Annotated in this window: 20 protein-coding genes and 1 riboswitch; of the genes, 11 read left to right on the forward strand and 9 right to left on the reverse strand. The window is 67.7% G+C overall.

Translation table 11 applies throughout. From position 1 onward, the window contains the following. Position 1 precedes the first annotated feature (1 nt). On the forward strand, positions 2 to 2,407 hold the full coding sequence (locus MVF76_RS11225) for a putative bifunctional diguanylate cyclase/phosphodiesterase (protein ID WP_297529156.1): 2,406 nt from the start codon (positions 2 to 4) through the stop codon (positions 2,405 to 2,407). A 10-nt stretch (positions 2,408 to 2,417) separates the two neighbouring features. Here the strand turns inward: MVF76_RS11225 and MVF76_RS11230 are convergent, their stop codons facing one another. Further along, on the reverse strand, positions 2,418 to 2,738 hold the full coding sequence (locus MVF76_RS11230) for a hypothetical protein (RefSeq protein ID WP_297529158.1): 321 nt from the start codon (positions 2,736 to 2,738) through the stop codon (positions 2,418 to 2,420). A 271-nt stretch (positions 2,739 to 3,009) separates the two neighbouring features. On the opposite strand from MVF76_RS11230, the gene MVF76_RS11235 reads away from it, so the two are divergent. Together MVF76_RS11235 and MVF76_RS11240 are read left to right on the forward strand one after the other, a co-directional pair. After that, positions 3,010 to 3,174 carry a hypothetical protein gene (locus MVF76_RS11235; protein WP_297529160.1) on the forward strand — a complete coding sequence of 55 codons (165 nt, stop codon included), beginning with the start codon at positions 3,010 to 3,012 and terminating at the stop codon, positions 3,172 to 3,174. A gap of 46 nt (positions 3,175 to 3,220) precedes the next feature. Continuing rightward, positions 3,221 to 3,427, forward strand: a complete 207-nt coding sequence (locus MVF76_RS11240; protein ID WP_297529162.1) for a hypothetical protein — start codon at positions 3,221 to 3,223, stop codon at positions 3,425 to 3,427. A gap of 40 nt (positions 3,428 to 3,467) precedes the next feature. Here the strand turns inward: MVF76_RS11240 and MVF76_RS11245 are convergent, their stop codons facing one another. Continuing rightward, entirely contained in the window at positions 3,468 to 5,099 is a 1,632-nt protein-coding gene (locus MVF76_RS11245) for a hypothetical protein (RefSeq protein WP_297529163.1), read from the reverse strand. Between the two features lie 79 nt (positions 5,100 to 5,178). Beyond that, positions 5,179 to 5,268: riboswitch (cyclic di-GMP riboswitch) on the reverse strand. 317 nt (positions 5,269 to 5,585) lie between these two features. Here MVF76_RS11245 and MVF76_RS11250 point away from each other — a divergent pair. Next, positions 5,586 to 6,971 (forward strand): MBL fold metallo-hydrolase RNA specificity domain-containing protein, encoded by a 1,386-nt coding sequence (locus tag MVF76_RS11250; RefSeq protein WP_297529165.1) that lies wholly within the window; start codon positions 5,586 to 5,588, stop codon positions 6,969 to 6,971. Positions 6,972 to 6,986: 15 nt separating this feature from the next. On the opposite strand, the gene MVF76_RS11255 is transcribed toward MVF76_RS11250, so the two are convergent. Both MVF76_RS11255 and MVF76_RS11260 read right to left on the reverse strand, forming a co-directional pair. Then, a complete protein-coding gene (locus tag MVF76_RS11255) occupies positions 6,987 to 7,949 on the reverse strand; it encodes a GGDEF domain-containing protein (RefSeq protein WP_297529166.1) in 963 nt (320 codons plus the stop codon). Positions 7,950 to 7,954: 5 nt separating this feature from the next. After that, a complete protein-coding gene (locus MVF76_RS11260) occupies positions 7,955 to 8,941 on the reverse strand; it encodes a response regulator (protein WP_297529168.1) in 987 nt (328 codons plus the stop codon). Between the two features lie 176 nt (positions 8,942 to 9,117). Between MVF76_RS11260 and MVF76_RS11265 the strand changes: the two genes are divergently transcribed. From MVF76_RS11265 to MVF76_RS11275, 3 genes are all read left to right on the forward strand, one after another. Continuing rightward, positions 9,118 to 9,885, forward strand: coding sequence for a TIGR01458 family HAD-type hydrolase (locus MVF76_RS11265; protein WP_297529170.1), 768 nt, complete (start codon positions 9,118 to 9,120; stop codon positions 9,883 to 9,885). 462 nt (positions 9,886 to 10,347) lie between these two features. After that, positions 10,348 to 11,025 (forward strand): hypothetical protein, encoded by a 678-nt coding sequence (locus tag MVF76_RS11270; protein ID WP_297529172.1) that lies wholly within the window; start codon positions 10,348 to 10,350, stop codon positions 11,023 to 11,025. 147 nt (positions 11,026 to 11,172) lie between these two features. Next, positions 11,173 to 11,394: a hypothetical protein gene (locus MVF76_RS11275; RefSeq protein ID WP_297529174.1), complete on the forward strand. Its 222-nt coding sequence runs from the start codon at positions 11,173 to 11,175 to the stop codon at positions 11,392 to 11,394. A 127-nt stretch (positions 11,395 to 11,521) separates the two neighbouring features. Here MVF76_RS11275 and MVF76_RS11280 read toward each other — a convergent pair whose 3' ends face one another. The 5 genes from MVF76_RS11280 to MVF76_RS11300 form a co-directional block, all read right to left on the reverse strand. Next, a complete protein-coding gene (locus MVF76_RS11280) occupies positions 11,522 to 11,944 on the reverse strand; it encodes a MerR family transcriptional regulator (protein WP_297529176.1) in 423 nt (140 codons plus the stop codon). Between the two features lie 40 nt (positions 11,945 to 11,984). Further along, a complete protein-coding gene (locus MVF76_RS11285; protein WP_297529178.1) occupies positions 11,985 to 12,920 on the reverse strand; it encodes a hypothetical protein in 936 nt (311 codons plus the stop codon). A gap of 369 nt (positions 12,921 to 13,289) precedes the next feature. After that, positions 13,290 to 13,748, reverse strand: a complete 459-nt coding sequence (locus tag MVF76_RS11290) for a hypothetical protein (RefSeq protein ID WP_297529180.1) — start codon at positions 13,746 to 13,748, stop codon at positions 13,290 to 13,292. Positions 13,749 to 13,905: 157 nt separating this feature from the next. Further along, positions 13,906 to 14,211 (reverse strand): DUF2288 domain-containing protein, encoded by a 306-nt coding sequence (locus MVF76_RS11295; protein WP_297529182.1) that lies wholly within the window; start codon positions 14,209 to 14,211, stop codon positions 13,906 to 13,908. Beyond that, a complete protein-coding gene (locus MVF76_RS11300; RefSeq protein WP_297529184.1) occupies positions 14,208 to 14,495 on the reverse strand; it encodes a GIY-YIG nuclease family protein in 288 nt (95 codons plus the stop codon). Before MVF76_RS11300 ends, MVF76_RS11295 begins: the two co-directional genes overlap by 4 nt. A 102-nt stretch (positions 14,496 to 14,597) precedes the next feature. On the opposite strand from MVF76_RS11300, the gene MVF76_RS11305 reads away from it, so the two are divergent. From MVF76_RS11305 to MVF76_RS11320, 4 genes are all read left to right on the forward strand, one after another. Continuing rightward, positions 14,598 to 15,389 (forward strand): DUF2189 domain-containing protein, encoded by a 792-nt coding sequence (locus tag MVF76_RS11305; protein WP_297529186.1) that lies wholly within the window; start codon positions 14,598 to 14,600, stop codon positions 15,387 to 15,389. A gap of 160 nt (positions 15,390 to 15,549) precedes the next feature. Next, positions 15,550 to 16,056 carry a cytochrome P460 family protein gene (locus MVF76_RS11310; protein ID WP_297529188.1) on the forward strand — a complete coding sequence of 169 codons (507 nt, stop codon included), beginning with the start codon at positions 15,550 to 15,552 and terminating at the stop codon, positions 16,054 to 16,056. Between the two features lie 4 nt (positions 16,057 to 16,060). Next, positions 16,061 to 16,570, forward strand: coding sequence for a sigma-70 family RNA polymerase sigma factor (locus MVF76_RS11315; RefSeq protein ID WP_297529190.1), 510 nt, complete (start codon positions 16,061 to 16,063; stop codon positions 16,568 to 16,570). Continuing rightward, a partial coding sequence (locus MVF76_RS11320; RefSeq protein WP_297529192.1) for an anti-sigma factor family protein occupies positions 16,567 to 16,926 on the forward strand: 360 nt, incomplete at its 3' end. The genes MVF76_RS11315 and MVF76_RS11320, both read left to right, overlap by 4 nt.

Consider the following 16,926-nt stretch of genomic DNA (forward strand, 5'->3'; position numbering starts at 1 on the left):
GATGCGCTTCTCCTGGTCCATCGGCGGCATACTGGGCGCGGTCATCGGGCTGCTCGGCCTGCTGGTGGTGGCGCTGGTGTTCGTCACCGGCTCGGTATATCGGGATCTCACTCTGGACAACAAGCGGGCCTCGCTGTCGGAGCTGATCCATCTCAAGGTCCGTGACCGGCTGGCGGACCTGCACGAGCTGTCGGCCGACCTGGTCATGGGGCTGGAAAAGGACGCGCAGTTCCGCGCGGCCGTGCGCGCCCGCGACCTGCCGCGCATCGGTGCCCTGCTGGAACAACAGTTCCACCAGTACTTCGTCACCGCCGGCATCCTCCGGCTGGAGGCCCTCAACTACTACAACGCCGAGCTGCAACCCCAGGGCACGGCCATCGGTGGCCACTGGCGACAGCCGGGCGAGTTGAGTCCCTGTTCCGGGCTGGTCGCGGACGCCAGGAAACGCGGCCGCGCCGAGCGCGCCCGCATCCGGGGGCGACTGTGCGTCAAGGACGGCAGGGCGCACTATGCCGTGCTGGCCCCGCTCGGTGGCCTGCGTCCCCAGGGCTACCTCGAAGTCGTCAGTGCGCCCTGGCATCTGCTGATCGAGGCCGAGCAGGCGCTCGGCATGCCCATCGCCATCCATCAGGCCAGTGGCGAGGAGGTCTATCGCTCCGCCGACTGGCCGGCCGCGCCCGATCCCGACACCACGCTGGAGACGACCTACTGGGTGAGCACCGGCGACGGCCGGCCGGCGCTGCGCGTGACCGCGCTGTCCGATGTCGCTGCCTTTATCGGCCGCATCGACCGTACCCGCGGTACGCTGCTGGCCATCACCCTGATCGCCACCCTGCTGGCGCTGACCGCCGCCATCGCCCTGCTGCGTGTCACCATGCTGAATCCGCTGGAATACCTCACCGGACAGATCCGGCTGGTACGCCAGGACCCCATCTACCTGCGCGGCGCGGTGGACGAGCGCGGCACCCGCGAGACCCGGGTGCTGGCGCGCGCCTTCAACCAGATGACCCATGAGCTGCACGACCTGTACAGCACGCTCGAGGACATGGCCTTTCGCGATCAGCTCACCGACCTGCCCAACCGCAACCAGTTCAACGAGCGCCTGGACCAGCTCAGCGACCCCATGCAGCCGCGCGGCTTCGCGCTGTTCCTGATGGATCTGGATCGCTTCAAGAGTGTCAACGACACTCTGGGTCACCACGTCGGCGACGTGCTGCTGCGCGAGGTCAGTGCCCGCCTACGCGGCTGCCTGCGCACCAGCGAGCTGCCCGCCGGTGCGGCGCGCCTGGTCTGTGATGTGGAGAATGATCTCATCGCCCGTATCGGTGGCGACGAGTTTGCGGTGCTGCTGCCCGGGGTGGAGGACCCGGTGCTGGCCGAACGGGTCGCGCGCAAGCTCATCAAGGCCCTCGACGATCCGGTCATGGTCGGCGAGGAACGACTGTCGGTCGGCATCAGCATCGGCATCGCGCTCTGCCCCGACCACGGTCGCGACCGGCACACCCTGATGCGACATGCCGACGTTGCCATGTACCATGCGAAGCAGACGCGTCGCGGCTTCGCCTTCTATCGTCCGGACCTGGACGAGGAGGCCACCATCCATGCCCTGTTCGAGCGCGATCTGCGCCATGCCCTCCAGTCCGACGCGCTCGAACTCTACTACCAGCCGAAGATCCTGCTCGACGGCGATCGCCTGCAGGGTGCCGAGGCGCTGGTGCGCTGGCGGGATCCGGACAAGGGCTTCATTCCGCCGGACGAGTTCATCCCCGCGGCCGAGCGTCTGGGCCTGATCCAGCCGCTGACCCTGTGGATCATGCGCCGCGCCCTGCGCGACTGTGGGCGCTGGCGTGCCGCCGGCGTCGACATCGGGGTGGCCATCAACCTGTCGGCAGTGAATCTGCACGACCCGGACCTGCTCGACCAGCTCGACCGGCTGCTGGAAGAGGCCCGCGTGCCGCCGGGCCAGGTGACCTTCGAGCTGACCGAGACCACGGTGATGTCCGATCCCGAGTACGCCCTCAATGTGCTCGATCGCATCGCCGAGCGTGGCATCCGCATTTCCATCGACGACTTCGGTACCGGCTATTCCTCGCTGGCCTACATCAAGAAACTGCCGGTGGGCGAACTCAAGATCGATCGCTCCTTCGTGCGCGACATGGTCAACGACGCCAATGACGCGGCCATCGTGCGCACCACCATCGGCCTGGCCCACAACATGGGCATCCGCGTGGTGGCCGAAGGCGTCGAGGATGGCGTGACGGTGGAGGCCCTGCGCGATCTGGAATGCGACCAGATCCAGGGCTATCACATCTCCCGGCCGCTGCCGCTGCCCGAGTTCCTGGCCTGGGCCGAGGACTGGCAACGGCAGAGCGCCCGGCGCAGCCGGGCGTTTCGGGCGGAGGGCTGAGAGAGGACGGTCAGCCGAGCGGCTGCCAGCTGCCGGTGAAGGCGGCGAGGTCCTCTTCGGTGAGGCGGCGGTTGACGTACAGACCGTCCAGGGTGTCCTGGTCGAGTGCCTGGCGCTGCCCCGAGGCATCCCGGTATTCCCATTCCCCGTGAATCACCAGCTGGAACAGGGTGACCATGATGTCATCGAGGCGGATAGCATGCTCGCGTGCCAGCGCACGGAAGTCTTCAAGGTTCAGGGCGCGGCCCTGCTGCTGACTGGTTTCGCGGGCCAGCCCGGCCAGCGCCAGGTCCCACTTGGGTACGTCGATGTCGGGGGCAGAGTTCGCCATTTGTGAGCCTCTTCACGGTCCGGGAATCTTCCTGTGACAGTATGTCGCCCGCGGGGCCGGAAACTTGAACGACCGTTTCCGGCGAGGGAACAAATCCGGCCGGCCCTGCGTCTAAATTAGTAAGCTGCCATGGAGGGCCGCACATGTGCCATGAATACCAGGGACGAGATCCTGCCCGTCCGTCCATTCCGGGACGGTCAACAAGAATCATGAGACGAGCATCGGGGTCTGGAGGAGGTACGCCGGGTCCCCGGCATCGGAGTCGAGAGCAATGAACGCGCAGCAGCGGCTGCAGAGGGATCTGGAAAGGCTGGAAGCGCTGGCGCGGAACGCACGGCCGCGTGCCGGCACCCCGCTCACGCGCCAGATGCTGGATGACTGCATAGAATGGAACCGACGCTGGCTGGAACGGCGGAAGCGGTTGCACCTCGACTGACAAGGGGCCGCGATCGGGTGGATCGCCGACCGACGGGAGGGGTCTCATGACGGAATACGAACGCAATGCCTTCGTGGACGGCGAACTGGTGGGCCAGTCTCGCGCGGATGCCCTGCTGGAACTGCTGGACAGCGCCGAGGAGCGTGCCCGCGTGGCCACACTGCGACGGCTCAAGGAATGGCTGAAGCTCGCCTACGAACATCCGCCGCGACCCGACCTGTATCATCGCCGGCCCCATGCCGATCGGGCATGACCCTTGCGCCGGCTTCGGGACCCGCGGCCCTGCATCCAGGCTATACCAGGTGGCTGGCGAATCGGCTGTAGCAGCCGCTTGCCTCGATCTGTCGTGTGAGATGCAGGCGCGCAAGCCGTTGCGGGTGCTCGACCTCCAGAATGGTCCCTACGTCGAACACCGCGGATGGCGCCAGGATCTGGCCGGCGGGTTCCTGGGGCGAGTGCCGCAGCACAAGGACGGGGACCTCCGCTCCGCCGCTGGCCGGCCCGCCCACCGGGCGGGCGCGGGTGGCCTCGAACAGGGCGCCGAGTTTCATGATGCCGAGCGTGATGTTTCCGTCCGCGTCCAGTTGCAGCCAGCGCACGCTGGCCAGTTGCCAGCCCCCGGTCGTGTCGTCCTCCGTTCGCCAGGCCACCAGATCCCCGACCTTGCAACAGGGCAGCGGTTCGCTGCTGTCTTCGCCGCTGAGCCGCAGACGGGCGCCCGGCCGGAGGCGCAATGCCTGTCCGCCGTCGGAGACATTCACCCGCTCGAAGGTATGGGCATCCGGGGTGTCCGATAGCGGCTCGTGCCGGCAGCGCCAGGGATCGGCCTCGTCGGCCAGCGCTTCGGCGGACTTGTGCGGCGCCAACCGGGCGGGCTGCGGGTCGGGATCGACCAGGGCATGGATGCGTGCCAGCCCGAATACCACGGATGTCCGGCCCTGGGCGGGTTCGCGCGCGTGGCGGCGTTCCGGCCGGGATTCCCAGGCCTGCAACAGGCGCAACAGACGGTCCCGGCGGCTGCGGACGGCCATATCGAGCGTACGATGACCGCCGCGGGTAGCGGAAAGCAGGCTTTCGCGCAAGGTCTCGCGCAGCCGGTCGAGCAGGCCATCGATCTCGACGATGCGGGGTTCGCGGGCGGCGGGTTGGTCCGCATCGGCGCGCAGGCGGCGCGGCGGCGCGTCGGCGGCCAGATCGACCAGACAGCGGCCGCCGGGCTGTCGGGTTCCGGGCTGGGCGATGTGGATGACGTCGGTCCAGTCGGCGGTCAGCGCATGGGCGGTCTCGGCATCGCCCGGCATCAGCCGTGGCGGGCAGGCCAGCGCCACCGCGACAATGCGTTTGTAATGGAAGGCAACCTCGGTCTCGCGCGCCTCGGGGGCTGGCATGACGCCGATGGTCTCGCTGAAGTCGTAGATCTGGTTGGCCTGCAGCCACAGCCCGGCCGGAATGGGCTGGTAGTGGGCGTAGCGGTCGGCAAGGGCCTGTGCGGTGAAGTGCATGCCGCGCCCCAGGGCGGTGGCGAGCATCTTCCGCGCCTGGTGGTCGGCCTGGGCTTGCAGGTCGGCCAGTTGGCGGGCCACGATGCAGTAGTGCAGGGCGAGCTGCTGGCTCAGAGCCAGCGCCAGCTCCAGTACCCGCTGCTTCTCCGGGGGCAGCGGCACCGCCGCGGTCTGGGTGGCGCGCCGCAGGCCGTCGATGACGGGAAGGACGTAGGACTCGATGACGCCCAGACCGTTCAGCCGGCGCCGGGGTTCCAGGTGCGCGCCCGCCGCGAGCGTCAGCCAGTCGAGCAGGCGTACGGCCCTCTCGCCGGTGGTCCGGCCGGGCAGTTCCCCGAGCCAGGCGGCCAGTCGCGAAGGATCACGGAACAGCGCGGTGACCTCCGGCATCGCCGTCGTGGCCGGCACCTCGATGCGCAACATGGCTGGCTTCCCCCCTTTTCTTCTGGTTGCATGTATGCCGGCGGCTGGCAGGGGGATGGCGGTCTTGGGATGCCCCGGAACCGGCAACCCCGCTGTCATAGGGTGCGAGCACCCCTTAGACCGGTGGCTTTGCGCCCTCGCCTTTCGGCTGAGTTCGCCCGTGCAGTTCCCGTCGTCTACGGTCGGTTGACTCTAGCAGGGGATGACGCCAGATGTCAATAATGTGACGAACTTCACGGAAACCAGTACCTGAACTCAGGGCCCTATAATATTTAACTTATTGAACCACCGTTATAATTAACGCCAAGTTATTGGCGGTATCATTTGAGCATCATTTGAGGAATGAAGCCTCCGAAATCCGGGTCGGTTGCCCCTGGCCCGCATATTGCGCCAGGCGCCCTGTCCGTCCGTTTCTTGATCTGCGTCTGTAAGATAGGCCGGCTTATCCCTATAGTGGGGGGGTCGCGCACCGCTTCGGAGGCTGGGATGAAACTGCATTTTCTGGGCGCTGCCGGAGAGGTCACCGGTTCCTGCTTCCTGGTCGAGGCGGCGGGTCGGCGCGTGCTGATCGACTGCGGCCTGATCCAGGGCTCGCGCCAGGACGAGGCCCGCAACCGCGACCCCTTTCCCTTCGACGTGCGCAGGCTGGATGCGGTCATTCTCACCCACGCCCATCTGGACCACTCGGGGCGCATCCCCCTGCTGATCAATGCCGGTTATCAGGGTCGCGTGTATGCACAGCGGGCGACCCGCGATCTGTGCCGGGTGCTGCTCAAGGATGCCGGTCATCTCAATGAAAAGGACGCCGAATGGGAGAACCGCAAGCGCCAGCGCAAGGGCTTGCGTCCGGTGGAGCCGCTGTACACCCTGGCCGAGGCGCAGGCGGCCATGCGTGCCTTCCGCGCCCTGGATTACGACACCGAGGTGCCACTGTTCCCCGGCATCCGTTTTCGCTTTCGCGACGCCGGCCACATTCTCGGTTCCGCCCATGTCGAACTCTGGTGCGAGGAGGGCAGCCAGCGTCGCAAGCTGGTGTTCAGCGGCGACATCGGTCACTACGGCGCGCCCATCCTGCGCCAGCCCGCTGCCATCGACAGCGCCGACCTGGTGGTGATGGAGAGCACCTACGGCGACCGTCGCCATCGCGGCTGGGACGAGACCTGGGCCGAGCTGGGCGAGATCCTGAGCGGGGCCAACGCGGCGCGCGGCAATGTGTTGATTCCGGCCTTCGCCGTCGGTCGTACCCAGGAACTCCTCTACGCCTTTCGCGAGCACTTCGACGAATGGGGCCTGGGCAACTGGCAGATCTTTCTCGACAGCCCCATGGCCATCGAGGCCACGCGCCTCTATGCCCGCTACGACGAGCTGTTCAATCCCGAGGCGAAGGCCAGCCAGCGGCGCAACGGCAATGGCTTCATGCTGCCCAATCTCACCCTCAGCCATACCGCCAACCAGTCCATGGCCATCAACCGCATCCGTGCCGGCGCCATCATTATCGCCGGCAGTGGCATGTGCACCGGCGGGCGCATCAAGCACCACCTCAAACACAATCTCTGGTGGCGGGACTCGCACCTGGTGTTCGTCGGCTTCCAGGCGCGCGGCACCCTGGGCCGGCAGCTGGTGGATGGCGCGCGGCGGGTGCGGCTGTGGGGGGAAACCATACGGGTCGCGGCGCAAGTGCATACGGTCGGCGGCCTGTCGGCGCATGCCGGCCAGGATGGCCTGCTGCGCTGGTATGGCAACTTCAGGGACAGGCCGCGGCTCGCCGTGGTCCACGGCGAGCCGGAAGCGAGCGCGGCGCTTGACGAGCAGCTGCGCCGGATGGGGGCGCACAGCCGCATTCCTCGGCGCGGGGAGGTGTGGACGCTCTGAGTGCTGGCGCCGGGATCAGGACCGACCGTAGACGATGGCGCGGTTGCGGCCGCTCTGCTTCGCCCGGTAGAGGGCCTGGTCGGCGTGCTCGATCCAGTCGGTGTGGGCGTCCATGTCCGCAGTGACTTCGGCCAGGCCCAGGCTGATGGTGTAGTCGATGCGGTGGTCCTCGGTTTCCACCGTCAGCGCCTCGATGCGCGTGCGCAGGCGCTCGGCCAGGATGAGGCCGTTCTCGGCGCTGGTGTTGACCAGGATGATGCCGAATTCCTCGCCACCGTAGCGGCCGGCGATGTCGGTGGCGCGGATGGTGTCCTGCAGGGTCTTCGAGGTGACGCGAATCACCTCGTCGCCGGCCTGGTGGCCGTAGGTGTCATTGACCTTCTTGAAGTGATCGATGTCGAACATGACCAGAGTACAGGGATGCCTGGTGCGCCGGTAGCGCGCGAACTCCGCGTTCAGGCACTCCTCCCAGAAGCCACGGTTGTACAGCCCGGTGAGGCGGTCGGTACGGCTCAGTTCCGCCAGTTGGGCGTTGGCCTGCTCCAGGGCCTCGGTGCCGACCGCCATGTCGGTCACGTCATAGACGATCAGTCCGATGTGCTCGACCTCGCCGGTGGCAGAACTCAGTGGAATCAGGGTGATGTTCTGGTACATGAAATCGACCGTGCCGGTGATCGGGCGATAGTGCTTGAAGCGCAGCAGCCAGGGGCGCTGCTCCCAGGTGCAAAAGGCGCGGCTCCTGAGCAGGAACACCGACTCCGCCTTGCGCCGAAACCAGTCCTGCGGGATTTCCGGAAACTGCTCGAACAGGTTCTCGCCCATGACGTGCGCCGATGAACGGCCGCTGTGGCTCTCCATGAAGCTGTTCCAGAGGCGAATGTCGTAGTTCCGATCGAGGATCACCAGGCCGACATCGATGCTTTGCAGCATGTCCATCAGCCAGTGGATTTCCTTGATGTCGATGCGCTGGCCTTCCATGCGATTCAGCCCAGGTAGGAGACCCGCTCGTTGAGGGCGTTCAGGGACTCACCCGTGAACAGCAGCAACAGGTCCCAGTGCACCTGGTGGCCCTCGATACTGTACGGGATGTCGATGGCCAGCGTCGGTCCCCAGCGGCCGGCATTGCGTTTGACCAGTTCGGCGACATGAATGTGACGGCCAATGAGGATGGGATGGCCCTGACTGAAACTGATGTCGAGCTGCTCCCCCATGCCCTTGAGGCAGGCGCCGACGAGGATGCCGGTCACATCCATGAGCAACTCGGTTTCGGTGTTCTCGTCAATCGTTCCGTCCGCGCCCACGAGCCGGGCCACGTCCTCGCGGCGACTGTCGCCGAAGGAAAGAAAGGCCTCGCCGGCGATGCCGGCGCCTATGAAGCCCTGGCAGATGGCAGTACCGGAGTCGCCGTCGCCCAGCGCCTCCAGAGTCATCTTCAGGTCCTGGCCGTCGATCATGCTCACCTTCGGCACCGGCAACTCGATGAAGCTTCCCAGCAGGCGCGCCAGCAGGTCACCGGCCTGACCCATGGCCACATTGGCGATTTCCTGATAGCAATCGTGGATATTGACCTCGAAGTCGAATTCGCCGAGATCGCCGCCCGGCTCGCCGCGGATGCCGAACCGGTCGAGGATCTCGCCGATGGTGTCGCTGTCGATGGGTTTCTTCACGAAGTCCATCGCGCTCAGCCGGATCACGCGCTCGCGCGCTTCCCGCTGCACGTCGCCCGACACCACGATCACCAGGGTATTCAGATCCTCGCGGCGAATGGCCTCGAGCACGCCGTAGCCGTCCAGTACCGGCATGTTGAGGTCCAGAAACAGGATGTCGCCCTTGCCGGCACGCAGGGCCTCGAGGCACTCCTCGCCATTGCCGGCGAACGAGACCTCGACGTCCCAGTCACGGGGCAGGGCGCGCGCCATCTGCTTGCGCGCGAAGCTGGAGTCGTCGCAGATGAGGACCGGCGTGGTCATGGTGGCTCATGATAGCGGACCCCATGCACCCCGTCGATGCATCGGGCCGGATCATGGCCCGGCGCCCCGGATCCTGATTGCAGGCCCCACGGTGCTGCCGCAGGCCACGACCGTTGCGGATCGCGTGCGCCTTCTGGCCTATGATTGCAGAAACGGGTATGAGTGCGGAGGACGCCATGCGTGCAATCCTGTTCGATCTGGACGGTGTCTTCTATGTCGGCGAGCAGCCCCTGCCCGGCGCGGCCAGCGTCATGGCCTGGGTGCGCGAGGCAGGCATACCGCATGCCTTCGTCACCAATACCTCTTCGCGACCGCGCGGCGCGCTGGTCGAAAAGCTGGCTCGCTTCGGTCTCGAGGTCAGCGCCGAGGAGATATTCACCCCGGCTCGCGCTGCACGCGACTGGTTGCTGGCCGAGGGCCGCTCGCCGGTGGCGCTGTTCGTGCCCGAGGGGACCCGCATGGATTTCGACGGCCTTGCAGTCGCCGACAGCGAGGCGGTGCAGGCGCTGGTGGTGGGTGACCTCGGCGAGGCCTGGCACTTCGCCACCCTCAATCGTGCCTTCCGCCTGCTCATGGCCGGCCCGGACGTGGCGCTGGTGGCGCTGGGCATGACGCGCTACTGGCAGGCGCCGGACGGCCTGCGTCTGGACGTTGGCCCCTTCGTCAGCGCCCTGGCCTATGCCGCCGAACGCAAACCTGTGGTCTGCGGCAAGCCTTCCCCGGCCTTCTTCCATGCGGCCTGTGCCGCGCTCGGTGTGCCGCCGGCGGAGTGCCTGATGATCGGTGATGACATCCGCGGCGACATCGCCGGTGCCCAGGCAGCCGGCCTGCGTGCCGCGCTGGTGCGCACCGGCAAATTCCGTCCCGCCGACCTTGAGGGCGATGTGCGGCCCGATGCCGTGCTTGATTCCATCGCCGATCTCCCGGCACGCTGGCCGGGTTAACCCGCATAGTGCACCAGGGGCTGCGGATGATGGCGGATTTGCAGCCGGGCTCGGGGGATGCTGGAGCGAAAGCCGTAGCCGTCGCTACGGCTTGAGTGAAGCACCCCCGAGGCCGAGCGAAAATCCGCCAGGGCCGCAGCAGGCCGCGGGCGGGCACACATCGTACGGGCCGTGGGCAAAAAACCCGGTTCATTGCTTGCCAACACAACAAGTTGCCTGCCGCCCGCTTCCGCCCTGGTGCAATATGCGGGTTAATGCAGCGGCAAAATGGACGCTATATATTTTAGTCGTCTCACAATTGTCTGAACATGGAAGCCCTGTCTCGTAGGATGGGCAAAGGCGCGCAGACAATGGCCCAGCCCTTGGCAAGAGCCACAACGCAGTGCAGGGGCTTTCTCTGCATCCTGAACACGACATATTGGGTTGCCGGGTTAAAAATAGACCAATCCAAGCGGGGTGGACATGCAACTCCTCAACAGCCTGCAACAGCGCCTGGAACGCATCTATGAAATCGGCCTCGGACTCGACGTGCGCGACTTCGTCACCGATGACCGCCGGCTGGCCCGGATGCTCGATGACGGCGCCGGCACCCGCAACGCCGCGGAGAAACTGCTCGTGCACCAGGATGCCAGCGGCCTGTCGATGTCGCTGTTCCTCGACCCTGAACTGCTGGAAGCACTCGCCGGCGTGGAGGATCCCGAGGCGCTCGAGGAAGAGGCCCTGCCCGAGCTGATGACCGCCATCGAGGGCATCAGCCACTTCCTGTACCTGGCCTGGAACGCCCACCACGACCGGCCGGTGAGCCGTTTCGAGATGGAATTGCAGGCGGAGGTGGACAAGTTTGTGCTGGCCGGCGTGATGGCCGCCGCCCGTAACCGCGGCCGCATCCCGTGGCGCCTGCACCACTGGTTGTTCGGTCGGCTGCGGCTGAGTCCGGGACTGTCGGCCGCGGAGAGGCACCGCTACCAGTCGGCTCACGCCTATGCGCGCAGCTATACAGAAGGCCTGCGTCGGCGCTTCCTGGCCTCCGGCCAGCCGGGTCTGCTGCACGAGCTGCGGCGCTTCTACCGGCTCACGCACCGTTACAAGCTGCGCCACATCACCCGGCCGGCGGCGCCGGCCCTGTTCCCCTGTCTCTGAAAACCACGAAATGCCGCCCTCCGGGGCGGGTTATCCCGCGCCCCGGGGACATCGGCTTGACCGGCCCGAATCCGTTGACTATAGCAGTAGAGGGGACTGTCGAGGCGGCCCCTATCCGCGGATCTGGAGGGCAGGAGGTCAAACACCATGCATGCAGTCTATATTCATATCGATGAAGCGCTTGATGCCAGGGAGCAGGCCAGGGTCGGCAAGGAGTTGCGCAGGCTCGCCAGGGTCACTGATGTCGAACTGAGCCCGGGGCAGCCACACGACCTGCTGGTCGAGTATCAACCTGGCCAGGGCATGCCGATGACGATCCTGCGTCGGCTCGCCGGCCTGGGGCTTCATGCGGATGTGATGTCCTGTTGAAAGGCTGAACACCGCGTACACGTCTCTTGCGGAGACTTGCCTCTCAACCCGTCAGCCCGGGGCCGGACGCGGTCCCGGGCTTTTTCCTTCCAGCAACAGGAAATTCCGCCCTGGCGCAACAGGCGGGTTATCGCTCATGCTGGTTCAGCGCCTCCATGATCGGACAGTCGTCGAGCGGTGCCGGGTCATTGCATCGTGCCGCCATGCCGGCCAGCGCGTCGCGGATACGGGTCAGGGCGGCGATGCGGGCCTCGATGTCGGCGATCTTGGCCTCGGCCCGGGCGCGCACGTCACCGCAGCCGCTGGCCGGATCATCCTGCAGGGCCAGCAGCTCGCCGATCTCGCGCAGAGAAAAGCCAAGCTTCTTGGCCTGCAGGATGAACCGGAGCCGGTCGACCGCCTGCGACGGGTAGTAGCGATAGCCGTTGGCACCCCGGCAGGGCTCGGGCATCAGGCCGCTACGCTCGTAATAACGCAGGGTTTCGACGCCGACTCCGGCCGCCTTCGCCAGGCGGCCGATGGTCAGCGGTGAGTTCCTATGCTTGTCCATCAGCATCTGTGATGCAAGAAGGCCGGGGAATGTTCCCTGCTCAGTGCCGGTCGTTGGCGGCAGTCGCTCCGGGCGTGCGGGCCTCGGCGACTTCCTTGCGAATCTGGTTGAACAGCGCAGCCAGCTTGCGGCCGTCGGTGGCGCCGCGCTGGATGCGTCGCAGCCCCATGTTCGACCACTGCTCGATGGCTTTGAGACGGGCCTCGGCGTCGGCCGGGCCAGCCGCAGATTCGCGACGCAACTGCGCCGGCGCCTGCCAGTGTCCGAGTGGCTGTGCCAGCGCCCCCGTGTCGGCTGGCCGGCGCAGCAGCAGCGCGGCGCGGCTGGCCGCGGCGAGAAAGGCCAGGCCCAGCGGGGTGATGAAGGGTGCGGGCGACCAGCCGCCCAGTGCCAGAAGGTCGTGGATGGCGCAGCCTGTGAGCCCGGCGAGGCCTGCCGTCCAGACCGCCGCGGCAGTGCTTTCGCCCGCCCGATGCCAGCGAACGGCCGCATGCAGCCCCAAAAGCAACTGCAACACGAAGGTGGTTTGCAGCGAATACCACCAGACCGTGGCCGCCATGGGGCGCCCGGGCCACAGGCCCTCCGGGGTGCCTGGCACGGAAAAGAACAGGGGCACGGGGCTGGCGGCAGCGGCCATCAGGTGGACCAGCCAGCTCGCCGACAGCAATACCAGCAGCGCGACCGGGCGGAAGCCGGTCAATGCGCCGCCCAGCCAGAGCGCAATGCCCAGGGCGAGGATGCCGGCACTGACGGTGAGCTGGCCGAGGAGCTGGCGTGCCAGCGGTGCGTCGAGCTGCAGGGTCGCCGCATACAGCAGGCACAGGCCCGCCACGGCCAGGCCGTACCACCCGAACAGGGCCCGCGACGAGGCCTCGCTGCGGTTGCGCGGCAGGCGCAGCGACAGGCCGGCCTCCAGTGCCAGCATCAGGCTGGCACCGCCGGCCATGAACAGCAGCGGCAGGAACAGGGGGCTCATCGAACCGGTCCAGTCCTCGGTCTCGTTCGGCCACCGTCCTCCCTGATGGGGTGCCGAAAATCAGTCGTTTCCTCATGCCAGTTTGGACCGCAGCCCGGACAGGCTCAAGCCTGTCCGCCCCGGTGATCCCGGAAAAGGCGGTAACAGGCTGTTTGAACAGGGTGTCGGAGTAAGGCAGAGCGCCCCCGAAAGACCCGGAAGGGTCTAACCCGCATATTGCACCCGGGGGAAGCGGGCGGCAGGCAACTTGTTGTCCTGGCGGGCAATGAACCGGGTTTCCTGCCCATGGCCCGCAGTCCAACTCGTACCCGCCCGTATCCTGCTGCGGCCCCGGCGCAATATGCGGGCTGATCGGGGATCGCGGGCGGGTCAGTCTGCCTGTTCGGCCAGGGGGTCACCCTCGAGCTTCAGGGCCGTGGTGGCCTCGCCCCACGGGGTCAGAATGTCATGCACCACCACGTGTCCGCACCCGTCCAGATGCACCTGGCCGCGACCACGCGCGGCCAGCCGGATGTCGGCACCGGTCAGCGCCACCCGCCAGGTGGGGCCGCTGATGCGCGCCTGGCCGTCGAAGCCGAAGTAGGCCACGGCGCCGTTGGGCAGTTCGACGCGTCGGCCCTGGCCGGTGACCTCGACGCGGGCGTCGGCACCGGCATCATGGATCACCAGCACGCCCTTGCCCTCGATGCGGGTGGCACCGCTGCCGGTGAGCCGGGCGATGCCCGAGCCCTGGGCCAGCAGGGTACCGGTGAGTGTCTCGGCGGGCGCGGTCAGCGGAGCGGTGGCGGCCGCCAGCGAGCACAGGGAAATTACTGCGAGTTTCTTCATGTCGGACTCCTTGTCGTCGGTGGCAGCGGGCAGGTGCGCCCGTTGCCCTCGACTGCTACAACGCGTCCGAATGGTTCAGGTTGACAGCTTAGCCCGCATATCGTCGCGCCTCCGGTCGTGGGTGGAGGGGCTCGGGGAGATGCCACCCTGCGCGAGACTAGTCCACCGGCGGCCGTTCCTGTACCAGTACCCACGGCGCCACCACCAGCGCCCACAACTCGGGCGCGTCTGCCGCCCAGTGCCTCGCCTCGGCCGGCCCCAGCCGCGCCAGGGCACCGGTGGCCAGAGCGGCCTCGACGGCGGCGCGGTCACCGGCGGCAAAGTCGCGCCCGACGGCGATCAGGTCGAGTTCCGGCGCGACCCGGATCACCAGGCCACGGGCGAAGTGGCGCTCCAGTTCGGGCCAGGTCACACGGGCGGTCTGGGCGAGAAGCTCGGCGATCAGGTCGTCACCTTCGGTCATGGCGACTCCGGTCGCGAGGCGTCGGCGATCAGCGCCAGCTTGGCCGCGCGTGGCAGGCGCTTGATCTCGACCTCGCGGCGGCTGGCGCTGGCGCGGTCGTGACCGCCCTCGCGATAGAGGATCGCCACCGGCGCCCGGCCGCGGAAGTAGCGTGCCCCCTGCCCGGCGGCATGGTCACGAAAGCGGCGTTCGACGTCGGTGCTGATGCCGGTGTACAGGCTGCCGTCGGAACACAGCAGGATGTAGACCTGCCATTCGGCTGCGCTGCGGACGGGCTCGGGCATGGACGAAGTTTTGATGATTCAGTAGCTTGGCGCAAGCCTGCTTGCAGCCAGCGACGGCTGGGCTAGGTTTGGAGTGAGTCCGGGAACCCTGGGAGATATCCGGTGAGCAGCCACAGCGAATCCCGACCGCAGCCCATGCTGGCACCCTGTCGCACGCTGGACACCCTTGAGCCCGTGGCCTGGCTGCACGCCGGCTGGGCCGATTTCCTGCGTGCGCCACGGCAGAGCCTGATCTACGGTCTGGGGCTGTGGCTGCTGTGCCTGCTGGTCGCGGGGCTGACCTGGGTGACGGGTGGCTATGTGCTGTTGCTGGCGCTGCTGTCGGGATTCGTGTTCATCGGCCCGGTGCTGGCCATCGGACTCTATTCGGTGAGCTGCCAGCTCGAACGGGGCCTGCGCCCGCGCCTGGGCCTGTGTCTCGCCGAGGGCCGCAGGCAGCTCGGCAACGCGCTGGTATTCTCGGTGATCCTGCTGGTGGTGTTCCTGGTCTGGGCCCGGGCGGCCTCCATGGTGCATGTCTTCTTTCCCGTCGAGGGCCATCCGGACTTCGCCGACCTGTTGCTGTTCCTCGGCGTGGGATCGGCAGTGGGCTCGGTCTTCGCCGCTGTTGCCTTCAGCGCCAGTGCCTTTGCCCTGCCCATGCTGCTGGATCGCAGGGTGGACACGGTGACGGCGGTGCTCACCAGCGTGCATGCCGTGCTGCGCAACCCGCGGGCCATGGCGGTGTGGGCGGGCATCATCGTGCTGGGGGTGATGATCTGCCTGCTCACCGGGCTGCTGGCAGTGCCGGTGGTGATGCCGGTGCTGGGCTACGCGACCTGGCACGGCTATCGCCGCGCCATCGATCCGCATGACTGGCCCGAGCAGCCGAAGCTGCCGATGGAAACCGCCTGAACGGCGCCGCCCGGCAGGGATCGGTGCCCGATGCCTGCAACAAGCGGGCTGCAGATCTCGTGAAACGTGCCGGAATATTTCCTGCCCCCGAACGTTGACCCGGGGAAGGGCGCCGCCGCGGAGGGCGGCGCCCCGGTATGAAAATCAGGGAGAAAGGACCTTGAAGAACACTATGCTGGCCATACTGCTGCTGGCCCTGGGCGGCGCCGCCCAGGCCACGGACCCCGTGCCCCCGGCGCCCAACGGCATCGCCTTTCCCGAGGGTTATCGCGACTGGCGGGTGATCTCGACCAGTCACCGCCTGGACAACAACACCCTGCGGGTCATCCTCGGCAACGACATCGCTGTCGCCGCCGCCCGCGCCGGCAACACCAACCCCTGGCCGGACGGGGCCATCCTCGGCAAGCTGGTATGGAAGGAGGCGCCCGAGGCGCACTGGCCGCAGGCGATCGCCCCGGAAACCTTCGTGCATGCCGAGTTCATGATCAAGGACAGCCGGCGCTTTGCGGACAACGGCACCGGCTGGGGCTGGGCGCGCTGGACCGGGCTGGCGCTCAAGCCCTGGGGCGAGGACGCCAACCTGGCACAGGCCTGCATCGCCTGCCACACCCCGGTCAAGGGCCGGGACTGGGTATTCACCACGCCGGCACCGTTGCCGCCGAGGTGAGGTCATGGCCGACCCGCGCCAGCGCCTGATCGAGCAGATTCCCCGCCTGCGCCGCTATGCCCGTGCGCTGCTCGGCGATCCCGCGCAGGCCGACGAGCTGGTGCAGGAGACGCTGGCCCGGGCGCTGGCGCGGCTGGATCGCTGGGAGCGGGGTACCGACCTGCGCGCCTGGCTGTTCACCCTCATGCACCATCTGCAGGTCGACCGCTGGCGCAGGAAGCAGCGCGAAGCGGCGGCACTGGCACAGGCGCCCGGAACGGACAGCGTGCCGGATGCCGGCCCGGCCGCGGTCGAGGTCGGCGAACTGGAACGGGCGCTGGCCCGGCTGCCCGAGGAACAGCGCGAGGTGCTGCTGCTGGTCGGCCTGGAAGGGCTGGCCTACCGGCAGGTTGCCGAGGTGCTGGGCATCCCGCAGGGCACCGTCATGTCACGCCTGCACCGGGCGCGGGAGGCGCTGCGCGCCGCGCTTGACGGGCGGCGGTCCGGCGCGGTCGGAATGAGGCGCATCAAATGAGCGACGAACGCAAGGACGGCATCCAGGATGCCGACCTGCACGCCTACCTGGACGGCGAGTTGGATGCCGACCGGCGGCTGGCGGTGGAGGCGCACCTGGCCCGCCACCCCTCGGACCGGGCCCGGCTGGAATCCTGGCGGGCGCAGCAGGCGGCCCTGCACCACCGGTTCGACGCCGTGCTGGCGGAACCCCTGCCCGCCGCGTTGGGCCGGTTGCCCGCCCCGCCGCCGCGCCCCCGCCCCTGGCGGCTGGCGACCATGCTGGTGCTTGCGGCGGTGCTGGCCGGTGGCCTGGGCTGGGTCCTGGGCCGGCACCAGGCACAGCCGGCGCCGGCACTGGCCCACCTGGTGGCCCCG

Source organism: Thiohalobacter sp., assembly GCF_027000115.1.
GTDB lineage: Bacteria > Pseudomonadota > Gammaproteobacteria > Thiohalobacterales > Thiohalobacteraceae > JALTON01.